This is a genomic window from Blastocatellia bacterium (genome assembly GCA_016713405.1).
GTDB lineage: Bacteria > Acidobacteriota > Blastocatellia > Chloracidobacteriales > JADJPF01 > JADJPF01.
Window position 1 is genome coordinate 32,690 of record JADJPF010000001.1, and the last position, 12,403, is coordinate 45,092.

Here is a 12,403-nt window from a genome sequence, read left to right on the forward strand (position 1 = left end):
AGAAAAAAGCTCCTGTTAAGATTACTGCCATAAGAATTGCCATTACTCTAAATTTTGTCATTTTGATTTCCTTTTCAATAATGTTTGTTTAATTTTTAATTTGATTTGTGCTTTTATCTATATCAACATCCGTGCCACAAACTTTCTAATTTTAGAAAGAATTTGGTTTTTTTCAATTTTTAATATAAATATTTAAAATCGAATTAGTAGATTTCTTAGTAGTAATTTAATTTATTGTGATTTATAGAATTAATATTAATAGATTGATTATAAAGATATTATACTTTTTTCTTCAACAAAAGAATTAGTGCTTTATTTTTTGTATTTCTACGAGAATTAGAAAAATCTTAACAAAAAAATTATATTTATATTTTTTGAAATTCCATTTTATTTTGAAAAATTTTTTATAGGTTAGAATTACTCTGTATACTTAGTATATAAAATAATGGTTATAAACTGTAACTTACTCTGTTTATTAGGTTTAATGACTGTAAAATTTTGTATTCACCCTGTCAAATTTCTTTACAGTTAGGTTGGCTTATATTTATTTTACAAGTTTGGAAGATTATAAAAAGTGTTAGGAATAATAGGAATAACAGTCAAAAATTTTGGAAGTAAAAAGTTGCTTTCTTTAGTATGTTAGAAAAAATATGAGGCATTAATTTACTTGATTATTAAGAAATATTTTAATAATCAAGTAAATATTTAGGATTTTTTTGATTCCATAGTATGAAAAAATACATCTATAAGTACAGTGCAAGCTAAAATTAATAGCTCATCTTCTCCTTGATTAATTTCTATTCCATAAGTATCAGTTAGAGAAATCCAAGTTTTAGAAACTTTAGCAAGTTCTTTTTGAGTGTTAGTATTTGTAAAAGAGTATTCATACGACGCTATGTTACCTTCTAATTTTATCTCCGTCTCATTTTCATCAGCCATTGTTATAAGAAAACCTTTGTAAATCAATCCATCGCGTTTATATATACTGGCATAAGGGTTCCCATCACGTTTTATATAGTAATAATGTGAACTGCTTTCTTCTATAAGCAATAGCTCTTTTCCTTCTAGGTCTTGAAATGAAAAACTATCCCAAATAAACCCTTTGTTACATTTTACATAAAATTTGTTGTCACCTGCTTCGTTTGTTATATAAAAATCGCTTAGTAAACCAAACCATTTTTGTTTCATTACATAACGCATAAATATTTTCAACCTTATAAAGTGTGATAAATACTATTTAGAGACTTTAACTAGTTTGATGGCAAATTGTTTTAAGTAAATAGAAAAAATCGTTAAAAGGTATATTTTTCCTATAAGTAGGTTTTTTTGTCGCTTAAAAGACATTTTTATTTATGGGCATAAATAATAAATCCCCTTAACTTAAAGTCTTTAAGCTAAGGGGGTAAATATTGAGTAAGTGAAATTATGAGATAACTAATTTCTGGAATTAATTGGAGGTGGTGAATCTAATATTGTGGCAAATACATTTGTATTAGTTAAATCTCCATTTATTAAAGCTCCACTAATCCATGAGAAAAGACTATCTCCATTAGCATCTCTTATTCCTAAAACACCAAAGGAAAAATTAGAATTAACAGATAGTCTAGTTTTAGCTGAAAAACTTGCCCCACCATTTTGAGAACGAGCAAAAAATATATTGTTTATGTCTGCGCCTTCTTGCCAAGCAATATTTATATTATTGTTTCTATCTACAACAATGGCAGGAAACGCACCAATACTGTCTGCTATAGCTACAGGTTCACTAAATGTTGCTCCTTGGTCTAAGGATTTAGTAAATATAATTTGTGAGCCAGAACTAAAAGCGACAAAAATATTGTTTTGTGCATTAATAAAAGCTTTAGGGCTTGTAAAAAATCCTATTTCATTAGTTGCTATTACTTTAGGAAGAGCAAAATTTACTCCATCAAGGGATTTAACTAGATAAGTTGTAGCGGTAGAACCATCTGCATAGAAAAGATAAACATTTCTTTGGCTGTCAAATAATAAATTTGTAGGTATCGCAAATTCACCAATATTAGAAACTTGCTGAGGTTCAGAGAAGTTATTTCCTCCATCTGTTGAACGAGTTACTACTAACCCTGTAGATAAACTACCTGTAAAATAAGCAACATAGATATTGTTATTTGAGTCAATAGCAATTTTAGGTGCTTGGCCTGAACCTAAACTAGAAATCTGCTGAGGAATAGAAAAAGATAGACCATTATTAGTTGATTTAGCTAGAAAAATAGATCTTCCGCTTTGATTTACTCCTGACCAAATTACATATATTGTTCCATTAGTACCAACGGCCACATCAGGATTAAAAGAAGATAAAATCCTTTGTGAAATCAAAATAGGTCTTGAGAAAGATTGCCCATTATCTAAAGATTGTTGGTAAACTATAGAACTAGCAGCGGGCAAAGTTGCGTTTCTAGTATTACTACTATTGTCATAAACAAGATGTAGCATATTGTTAGATCCCATCTTAATAGAGTGACTATTTTTTAAACCTTGAATTTGTGTTAATTGATTTATTTGCTGTGCATTTGTATTTAAGGGTAATACTAAAGAAAAACATAGTGCAATAAGTATAAGTAATAGTTTCATTTCTGGCTAATCTCCTAAAGTATATTGGTTAGTTTATTTTTGCGTAAACAAACTAAACTAAGTTGATTAAAAGCTTTTGGAGTTAAATGATAGGTTTTAGGAAAACATTACAAGGATTTTGCAGAAAATTTGCAGAAGATTTATTTAAGGAGATTTGAGTTTATATCTAACCATTCCCTATTTTTTGAGGAATGGTTAGCTTTATTAGGAATTAAAAATTTTTCTAAACACGTTTCCAAATCAGCATCATACCATCACGAACTGTAAGGCAAACATTTTCTACGGCAGGGTCTTCAGTCACTTGTTTATTAAATTGGTCAATGGCTAAAGTGTCTTTGTCTTCAGGATTTAAGACTCTTCCACTCCAAAGTACATTGTCAACTACAATTAATCCTCCAGGACGTAGTATTTTCATACAATTTTGATAATAAAGAGGATAATTAGCCTTATCAGCATCAATGAAAATCATATCTTGCATTTGAGAAATGCTTGCAATAGTGGCTAATGCTGCCCCATTTGGATTTCAATTTTATGTCCATGAGGGCTTTTAGCAAAATAACTTTTAGCAATCGTTTCTGAATCTGGACTAATCTCACAAGTAATTAATTTTCCATCTTCTGCTAAAGCTTCTGCCATCATTAAAGCACTATAGCCTGTAAACATTCCTATTTCTAAAATGTTTTTTGCTTTTGTTAGACGAACTAACATTTTTAAAAACTGTCCTTCAATACGTCCTACTTGCATTTGAGGAGAAGCCATTTTTTTATAAGTTTCTTCTCTTAAATCAATAAATAAATTGCTTTCTGCTTTTGTATGATCATAGGCATATTGTTCAATGTTTTTTTCAATTAAGGGAATCATTTAGTATTTCTCCTAGATGTTTTAATAAAATAGTTTCACAGAAACAAAAAGTATCTTAATGAATAAAATTTCCATTAATAATAGTAAATTTAGTAAATTAAATTCATTGTTACGCTAATTTACTTAATGCAGTAAACTGATCGTAAGCAACTTGAGATAAAATTGTTTCTGGTAAAGCGTTCATTGTTTTGTAATGCTCAAGTATTTCGGTTAAACAATCTTGTAATGATAGAGGTTTACTAGTTTGTAAATTTCTACTTTTGCATATCCCAATAATTATATGTGGCAATGGACAATTATTTAATATTGATAGCTCAGGACTATCATTTATCTCTATTAATAATTTGTCACATATTGGTTTAAGTTGTATTAAAAGTTTTTTACTAAGAAATGTAGTATCTTTTAACCTTTCAGATTTTTTAACTGTAGGACTAGTTGTATATTCACTTGTATGACTAATTGTAGGTATAGATGTAATGCTAGATATATCTATTGGTGTAGTATCAATATTAGTTTTATTGTTAAGCGGCCAAAGGCGTTGGCCTAATTGAAAAGCAAATTTTGTATCCTCATCAATAGTTATATTAGCTTTTGCTCGTTTATAAAAAACTTCTTCTGGAGTAATAAGCTTGTACACAGGTGGGATTTTTCCTTGGTTAGCTTCTATTATTTCTAAAGATAATTTAACGATTAACTCATCTATAGCTTTGCGAACAGTTACATGAGATTTAATACCAGTTTTTTCTAGTAGTTGTTTTGTCCCAATGCGAATAATAGGTCGTCCCCTTTTACTAATTAAATCTGTAAGTAATTTATAAATAACTTGTGCTGAAGCAGAATGCGTTTCTTGTAGCTTATAAAAAAGCTCTTTTAATGTAAAAGATGATTCTATTTGATCTATTAGACTACTATTTATTGCTATATTTGTATCAATAGCTGTAGGTTGACTAATATTGCTAGATGTATGACTAGATATAGGTATAAATGTAGTGACAGATATATCAATAGCTGAATCATTTATTTTTTGAGTTTCCAAAGAAAAGTCATTTTTAATATTTGCACTACTACTTAATTTTTCTATTACTTCATTTATAGGTTCATTTGAAGTATTAACTATAGCTTTATCTATAGCACTAGCTATAGGGTCTTGTGTCGGTATATTTATTAGATTGCTAGTAGGACTAGTTTTAGATCCATCTGTAGCTACATTTGTTTGAACCAATAAAATATTATTTGAATTAGTTAGAGGATTAGCTATAGCTTGATCTGTAGCACTAGTTGTAGGACTAGTTAACAAATCTAAGTCCTCAATATTTTCAATTCCTTGTGAGCGAAGAGCTTCTAGGCGTTCGGCTGTTGGATGTTTTTCTAGCTTAAAAGCTAAAGTACGTTTAGGTAGTGGTTTTTTGGACACGGTTTATAACCTCTTCTGCTAAATTTTTATAAGCTAGTGTGGCACTAGAACTAGGTGAATACTCAATAAGAGTTTGTCTATAACCGGGGCTTCTTGAACTCTTACTGTTGCAGGAATAAATGTTTCTAAAACTAAATCCGTAAAGGTTTCCTTTAATGATTCATCTACAGACTCAGTAATTTTTAGCCGACGATCATAAAAAGTACGTAATACTCCTAGCAGTTTTAGTTCATGGTTAAATTCTTGAATAGAACCTACAGTATCTTGTAAATCTTCTATTCCATCTAAGCTTAAGTAATCACACCTTACAGGTACTAGTAAATGAGTTGTAGCCATAAGACAAGCCTCTACAATATTACCTAAAGCGGGAGGACAATCTATTACTACATGACTATAATTACCAGTTTTTTTTAATGCCCGGCGAAGTGCTGCTAAAGATTTTGAGGAATTGATCCGCTCAATTTTTGCTGAAGAAATATGTCCTGGAAGTAGATCTAAATTTTCTCGTACTTTTTCATGAATAATTAAACTAGGGTTAACAGCACTATCTATTGTTTCATCAAAAAGATGATAAAATGATCCAGCAACCTCTCGTTTGTCCATAAGTGAGCTAGTTGCATTAGCTTGAGGATCAGCATCTATTAATAAAACATTTTGTCCTAGTGCTGCTAAAGATGCGCTTAAATTTACTGCGGTGGTAGTTTTACCAACACCACCTTTTTGATTAGCAACCGCAATGACTTTCATAAATTTATGTTTTCGCAATAAAATTAAAAAACTTGTTTGCTATTATATGAAGCATTATTAGGATAGCAAGCTATCTGATCAGATTAAGCTTAATTAAAAGATAAAAATTTTCATTCTGTAACTCTAGTCTGATAACGTTATGATAAATAATAACAATGACAGCAGTAACAGTGATAATGATATGTTGGATAAATCAAACTCTTCTAAAGAAAATACAGCTAATAAAGTTACTAAGATGCCAGAAGATTTTCGCCATTTAGTACACCAACAACGTGCTAGAGCGCAAGCTTTAATGGAAAAACGCCGAAAACAAGCCTATCAGACTTTTATTACTGAAGAAGTAGAATCTGGCAAACGGATTCCAATGCCAAAGGATTTTTGGAAAGCGGTTGAAGGTGAAATTTCATTTGATGAAATTTCAAAAGAGGATTTTAACTTTAATTTAGAAAAAACTTCTGTTTCTGATAAAGTGGCAGAAAAACAAAATCCGGCTACCTTACCTCTTTGGAATAAAGAAGAAAATATTGATTTAATAGTGGAAGAAAAGTTAGAAGTTAGTAAAAAAGAGACAGAAAGTAATAAAGAAGAGAATGAAATTATTTATTTAGATCCAGATAGTATTGGGTTAAGTTTTCGAGAAGCAGCACAACTAATTTTAAGCCGAGAAAAGCGCGTAATGACAGCACGGGAAATTGCTACAATTGCTATTAATGAAGGCTTAGTAAGCAGTGCTGGTAAGACTCCAGATGCTTCTATTGCAGGACAAATTTATACTGACACCCGACGTAATCCAGAAAAAACTCCTTTTGTGATAGTTGGGCCAAGGACTTATGCACTAAAAGAATTTTGTGAGCAAGAAAATCTTTGGAAAAAACCTGTAAAATCTCAAGATATTGAAAATAATGTTGTTATTACCGGTAATTTTTCTACTCCATCTACAAACTTAGTTGAATTAACAAAGTTAGATGAGCAATTAGCAGCCAGTAGCCAAGCAACATTAGCTGATAAAATAGACTCTAATATTGTATCTGATGAAGATAATATAAAAATAACAGAACTTACTAATATAGAAATAGTTGATGAGATAATAAATAAAGAAAATGTGTTAGATAGCAATATAGAGATAGAACAATTAAACTTATCAAATAATTTATCAATAGAAGTAATAGAAGAAGAAAGTAATATAGTATCAAAAGAAAACAAAAGAATGGGCTATAAACAGGCTGCTATTTATTTGTTGCAACAAATGCAACGGCCTATGACAGCTAAAGAGATAGTTACTATTGCTATTGAACAAGGTTTAATAGATTCTAATAGTAAAAAACCAGACGCATCTTTGGCAGGACAAATTTATACAGAAATACAAAAATTAGGAGAGCAATCTATTTTTAGAATGGTTGCGCCTCGTACTTATGGCTTGGCGGAGTGGTATAAACATGAAGACTAAAATTTTTATCCTATTATTTAGTTTACTTTTTGTTTTATTTATAACTTTTCACTAACTAATATTAATGCTTACCAAAATAGGGATGAAGAAATAGTAATTAAATTAGATAAAAGGCTGCATTATAATAATTTAACAGATGCTAAAGCAGAATTAACGCCACAACTTTTAACACCGCCGGTTAATATTGGTACAAAAAAAGAGGAAGTTCACCGTAAATATGGTTTGCCAAAAGAAATTTACGGGTTTGGCACAGAATTTTACCGTATTAAAAATGCTAATTTGACAATTTCTTACACAACAGATGATCAAGGTGAGGTAGTGGTTAACTCACTGGAATTTCGTCCTAACAAAGAAATAGTGTGGGCTAATTGGCTAAAGCCAGTTGTAAAACTTCCTAATCCTCCAGCGACTTTTGATAAAAAGAGCAAAACCCCAGTTAGAATCACTACTCAAGTAAGAATTGATGACATAGGCAATAATAAAAGCTGGCAAATTACCTTAATTGGAAATCAAGTAGCGGTGACATACGTTAGCTGGAATTTAGTTTTATAATTTCAGGCAACCTTTTTAGGAGAACTTGTGTCCAAGCATTTGTATCAATTTCATACCCTGTTCTCCTAGCTGGTATCTTCTAAGTAGTGTCAGAGGCCAGCTAATTTTTTTTGCATACAAAATTTATTTATACCCCCTTTTAAAGTTTAAAAAAAGTTTTTAAGCAAAAAATTTTTTAGGGGGAATAAATGTTTTAAAAATCCCCCAAATTTTTTGGGGGGGGAAAAAAATTATGGGGTAAGAAAAAAAAAAAGGGAGGCGGGGGGGAGAAAAAAAATTTTCTTTTCTTCGGGAGGAGGGGGTAGGGAAAGGAAAAAAAATTTTTTTTTTTTTTGTTGGTGGAGGAGGATTAGAAGCAAAAAAAAAACGACGCGCCTCCCAACAAAAAAAAGAAAGAGGGGCCCCCCCCCCCCCCTCCTTTGGCCGGCGCCCCAACCCTCCCCCTTTTTTTTTTTTTTTGACTTTTTAAATCCCACCCCACCCCCCCTTTCAATTTTTTTTTTTTTTTTTCCCCCCCCCCCCCCTTGGGCTGTGGGGGGATTTTGGGGGATTTTTAGAAATTTTCTTTTTTTTTTTTTTTTTTTGATGGTTTTTTTCTTTTTTTTTTTTTTTTTTTTCTTTCCTTTTTTCAAAAAAGTTTTTTTTTTTTTTTTTTGGTTTTTTTTTTCCCCCCCCGGCCCTTTTTTTTTTTTTTTTTTTTTTTTTTTTTTTTTTTTTTCTTTTTTTTTTTTTTTTTTTTTTTTTTTTTTTTTTTTTTTTTTTTTTTTTTTTTCTTTTTTTTTTCTTTTCCCCTTTTTTTTTTTTCTTTTTTTTTTTTTTGTTTTTTTTTTTTTTTTTTTTTTTTTTTTTTTTTTTTTTTTTTTTTTTTTTTTTTTTTTTTTTTTTTTTTTTTTTTTTTTTTTTTTTTTTTTTTTTTTTTTTTTTTTTTTTTTTTTTTTTTTTTTTTTGTTTTTTTTTTTTTTTTTTTTTTTTTTTTTTTTTTTTTTTTTTTTTTTTTTTTTTTTTTTTTTTTTTTTTTTTTTTTTTTTTTTTTTTTTTTTTTTTTTTTTTTTTTTTTTTTTTTTTTTTTTTTTTTTTTTTTTTTTTTTTTTTTTTTTTTTTTTTTTTTTTTTTTTTTTTTTTTTTTTTTTTTTTTTTTTTTTTTTTTTTTTTTTTTTTGTTTTTTTTTTTTTTTTTTTTTTTTTTTTTTGTTGTTCTTTTTTTTTTTTTTTTCTTTTTTTTTTTTTTTCTTTTTTTTTTTTTTTTCTTCCTTTTTTTTTTTTTTTTTTTTTTTTTTTTTCTTTTTTTTTTCTTTTTTTTTTTCTTCCCCTTTTGTGGTCTTGTTTTTTCTTTTTTTCCCCCCGGCCCCCCCCCCTTCCCTCCTTTTTTTTTTTTTTTCCCTTTTTTTGTTTTTTTTTTTTTCCCCCTTTTTTTTTTTTTTTTTTTTTTTTTTTTTTCCTTTTTTTTTTTTTTTTTTTTTTTTTTTTTTTCCTTTTTTTTTTTTTCTTTTTTTTTTTTTTTTTTCCCCCCCCTTTCCTTTTTTTTTTTTTTTTTTTTTTTTTTTTTTTTCTTTTTTTTTTTTTTTTTTTTTTTTTTTTTTCCTTTTTTTTTTTTTTTTTTTTTATATAGATTACTCCAAAATTAAAATCACCTAATTTTTAAAATTAATACGTAAACCAAATTGGAATTGGCGAGGAGTAAAAGCATTACGAAACCGATCAGGTGTAACAGCAAACCTGCTTCCTTGTTTAGGTGGTAGATTAAAATTACCTTGTTTATCAGCAGTAAATACTCTATCTATTTCGCTAATGTTTACACGATTAAAAATATTAAAAGCTTCAAAAAAAGTTTCTATACGAATACTTTCTTTAAAAGTAAAGTTCTTTGTTAGGCGTAAATCTAAATTAGCAAAACCTGGAGTAATTCCCGTATTACGTCCTAAAAATGCTGGTCTATCGCCTGGCGGATTATCCCCATTTAAGTTAAGGTCTTGTCCAGCTAATAAGTTGTAAGGGCGACCTGATTCCAAATTAAGAATTGCAGAAATCTGAGTATTTTTTAACACAGGGTTATTTTTATAATCCAAATCAAATAATCCAGAAAAAACAAACCGACTTCTAACATCTTGCAAAGAAAGACCTCGTTCATTACCGGGTTTAAGTGGATCAACAGTTTCTTGTAAGTCAAATCTAATATCTAAAAAATTATCAATAGCTTTGGAAAATGTATAATGGGCAACAAAATCTACACGCTTACTAAATCTTTGACGGACTGCTACAGTTAGGCCATTATAATAGCTATCAAAAAGCTGACTCTACCTCAAAAATATCTCCTTTGCTAGGATCAACTCGCCCAGTTAACTGATTAGCTAATAAATCATTAGTAGTGCGTACTACGGGATTTATATTTCGTGGAGAACTAATTTTTAACCCTCTTACATAGTTATAAGTAACAGATAGTAAAGTAGTGTTTTTTAACAGATAGTCAAAACCTACTGTTACTTGTTGGCTGTAATTATTACGCACAGAAGGAGCATAATTAAACACAGTGCTTAGTTGAGGAACGAAATCTATTTCTTTAGGTAACTCATTACTTTCGGCAAATCTATGATTTGGCAAAGAATAAGGAACAACAGAAAAGGGAAAAGGCACAATAGGAATTTTTACTGATTGTTTTACAGATGTTAGCTCTACCAAAGCTGCAATTCCAAATAAAGGTGCGCCAAAAAATACTCCATAAGAGCCTCTTAAACTCAAGTTTTTCAACCTTTTAGGTTGGTAGGAAATAGCTATCCGAGGACTAAAATTACCATTATTTTTAGGAACAAATTTGGCTCTACTAAGGTCATAACGTAGCCCTATTTTGACTAAGAGATTTTCTTTTAATTTCATATCATCTTGAAAAAATAGTGAATATTGTTTTTGGTTGACTGACACTTTAGTATCACCAAAACCTTGTGCATATGCAAAAGGTAAAGGAAGGTCTTTTAATGGTAAGTTTTGTGGAAAACCAGGAAAAAGTAAGGGGGCTTGAGCCGAAGCTATTTCTAGGAAAGCAAGTTGTTGAGGGGTTCTAATTGTTGGATCAAATGCTTCAAGTCCACTAAAAATAGGCAAATCAGGAAATCCTGTTAAAGCAGTAAAGTCTAATGGTAAAAATAATGCAAATCCTCCTGCTAAAATAGGAACTGTAGACTTATTATCTGGGTCAGCAGAATAAAAATCACCTCCAAATTTAATTTGATGTTGGCCTCGCGCTAAAGAAACATTATTAACAAGCTGATAGATGGGTGTTTTGCGGGGTTGTGGTAGCAAGGTACTGCGACCAAATTGGACTAGCCCTTCTAGTGCGACTAATCTAATTTGTGGACTATCTTCAATTGGTAGAATATTTTGATTACGTTGTCCATAAAGAAAGCGTGTTTCATTAATTAAACTTCCTTGGCTATTGCTATAAGTATTACTAATAGCAATATTACTGTCTGTTAAGCGTTGAATACCTCCATTAGTTTCCCCAATTAAACCTCCAAAAGGCTCAAAAGCTCCATTATATGTACCAGAAAAATTGTAACGAATAAAAAGAAAATCATTTTTGTTAAGCTTTATATCTGCTCTTGTTAGTACAGATGAATTATTAAGAGCAAAAGCAATTGGGCCATTATTTAAGCCAAAACCTTGTTTTTTAGCTCCATTTACAGTTTCATCTCTTAATGTAACAAATTGGCTTTGCTTAATACTAAGTCTTTCAAAAGAGTTAAAAAAGAAAATTTTATCTTTTTTAATCGGGCCGCTTAAAGTTGCTCCAAATTGATATTGTTCATAGTTTGGTTCAAAAGGTGCAAAAGCGTCTCTAGCACTAATTGCATCATTACGGTTTAGTAAAAAAATACTTCCATGATACTGATTTGTTCCACCTTTAGTAACAATATTTACAACACCGCCTAAAGCACGGCCAAACTCAGCAGAAAAACTATCAGAAACTACTTGAAATTCTTGTATAGATTCCTGACTAAATGTTGAACGTACTGCACCTGTTGCAGTCTCGTTATTATCTAAACCATCAATTGTAATGTTATTAAATCGTGCTGCTTGTCCATTAAAAGACAACCCTGATGTTGCTGCTACTCCTTGTGTTGGCACGCGATCTTTAACTGCGCGTGGAGTAATTAAGCTAAAATCAAGAAAATTACGACGATTAATTGGGAGGTTTTGGATTTGTTCTTTACGTATATTATTGCTACTTTCTGTTTTAGACTCTTGTTTGAGGCTATCAGATGTAACTTCTATTATAGTTGTTGAATTAAACCCTATTTTAAGTGTGAAGTCTGAGACTATATTTACACCTAAGCCTAGTTCAATAAACACAGATCGAGAACTAAACCCTTCTTTATCAACTGTTAAAATATAACTACTAGGCGCAAGTTGAACCAATAAAAAAGACCCATCCTCATTAGCTATTGTTTCTCGATAAGTATTTGTTGCTACATTCTTGATATTAATACTGGCACCATCAATTACTGCTCCTTGTTCATCTTTTATTGTGCCTCTAATGGTGGCTGTAGTTGCCCCACCTTGTGCAAAAGTTAAAATAGCGGTGCTAAAAAAACAACAAGAAAAAATTGTCGCAATCAACAGAAATTTGTATTTATTGTCCATAGCAAATACTATTCACTCCTTAAAAATATAGCTTGATTATTAATTGTGAAGAATATTTAGGGCTTTATATTTGTTAATTATATTAATTAGTTGTTTTACTAGTATCTAGCTTGTCATAAGCCTAGTGTTTATACTTTATTT

The 12,403-nt window shown here is 29.8% G+C and carries 9 protein-coding genes and 1 pseudogene; 2 read left to right on the plus strand and 8 right to left on the minus strand.

Annotation, left to right across the window (positions count from 1 at the left end; translation table 11 throughout):
- Window positions 1-705: 705 nt before the first annotated feature.
- The 5 genes and pseudogenes from IPK14_00150 to IPK14_00170 form a co-directional block, all read right to left on the minus strand.
- Window positions 706-1,200 carry an LURP-one-related family protein gene (locus IPK14_00150; protein MBK7991855.1) on the minus strand — a complete coding sequence of 165 codons (495 nt, stop codon included), beginning with the start codon at window positions 1,198-1,200 and terminating at the stop codon, window positions 706-708.
- Window positions 1,201-1,434: 234 nt separating this feature from the next.
- Window positions 1,435-2,607, minus strand: coding sequence for an exo-alpha-sialidase (locus tag IPK14_00155; GenBank protein ID MBK7991856.1), 1,173 nt, complete (start codon window positions 2,605-2,607; stop codon window positions 1,435-1,437).
- 223 nt (window positions 2,608-2,830) lie between these two features.
- Window positions 2,831-3,468, minus strand: a pseudogene (locus IPK14_00160) (class I SAM-dependent methyltransferase).
- A gap of 109 nt (window positions 3,469-3,577) precedes the next feature.
- The gene (locus IPK14_00165; GenBank protein MBK7991857.1) at window positions 3,578-4,882 is read right to left on the minus strand and encodes a hypothetical protein; all 1,305 of its coding nucleotides are present in this window, start codon (window positions 4,880-4,882) and stop codon (window positions 3,578-3,580) included.
- A 33-nt stretch (window positions 4,883-4,915) separates the two neighbouring features.
- Window positions 4,916-5,629, minus strand: a complete 714-nt coding sequence (locus tag IPK14_00170) for a ParA family protein (GenBank protein ID MBK7991858.1) — start codon at window positions 5,627-5,629, stop codon at window positions 4,916-4,918.
- 139 nt (window positions 5,630-5,768) lie between these two features.
- On the opposite strand from IPK14_00170, the gene IPK14_00175 reads away from it, so the two are divergent.
- Window positions 5,769-7,076 carry a winged helix-turn-helix domain-containing protein gene (locus tag IPK14_00175; GenBank protein ID MBK7991859.1) on the plus strand — a complete coding sequence of 436 codons (1,308 nt, stop codon included), beginning with the start codon at window positions 5,769-5,771 and terminating at the stop codon, window positions 7,074-7,076.
- 222 nt (window positions 7,077-7,298) lie between these two features.
- A complete protein-coding gene (locus IPK14_00180) occupies window positions 7,299-7,628 on the plus strand; it encodes a hypothetical protein (GenBank protein MBK7991860.1) in 330 nt (109 codons plus the stop codon).
- Window positions 7,629-7,858: 230 nt separating this feature from the next.
- Here IPK14_00180 and IPK14_00185 read toward each other — a convergent pair whose 3' ends face one another.
- The 3 genes from IPK14_00185 to IPK14_00195 all read right to left on the minus strand — a co-directional run bounded on the left by IPK14_00185 (window position 7,859) and on the right by IPK14_00195 (window position 12,262).
- Window positions 7,859-8,260 carry a hypothetical protein gene (locus IPK14_00185; protein MBK7991861.1) on the minus strand — a complete coding sequence of 134 codons (402 nt, stop codon included), beginning with the start codon at window positions 8,258-8,260 and terminating at the stop codon, window positions 7,859-7,861.
- Window positions 8,261-9,258: 998 nt separating this feature from the next.
- A complete protein-coding gene (locus IPK14_00190; GenBank protein ID MBK7991862.1) occupies window positions 9,259-9,738 on the minus strand; it encodes a hypothetical protein in 480 nt (159 codons plus the stop codon).
- Window positions 9,739-9,907: 169 nt separating this feature from the next.
- Window positions 9,908-12,262, minus strand: coding sequence for a TonB-dependent receptor (locus IPK14_00195; GenBank protein MBK7991863.1), 2,355 nt, complete (start codon window positions 12,260-12,262; stop codon window positions 9,908-9,910).
- Between the last annotated feature and the right edge of the window lie 141 nt (window positions 12,263-12,403).

What these genes read in the sequence shown, in the direction of transcription:
- IPK14_00170 (MBK7991858.1), bottom strand. Translation starts at nt 5,629, where the DNA reads ATGAAAGTCATTGCGGTTGCTAATCAAAAAGGTGGTGTTGGTAAAACT.
- IPK14_00195 (MBK7991863.1), bottom strand. Translation starts at nt 12,262, where the DNA reads ATGGACAATAAATACAAATTTCTGTTGATTGCGACAATTTTTTCTTGT.
- IPK14_00155 (MBK7991856.1), bottom strand. Translation starts at nt 2,607, where the DNA reads ATGAAACTATTACTTATACTTATTGCACTATGTTTTTCTTTAGTATTA.
- IPK14_00175 (MBK7991859.1), top strand. Translation starts at nt 5,769, where the DNA reads ATGATAAATAATAACAATGACAGCAGTAACAGTGATAATGATATGTTG.
- IPK14_00150 (MBK7991855.1), bottom strand. Translation starts at nt 1,200, where the DNA reads ATGCGTTATGTAATGAAACAAAAATGGTTTGGTTTACTAAGCGATTTT.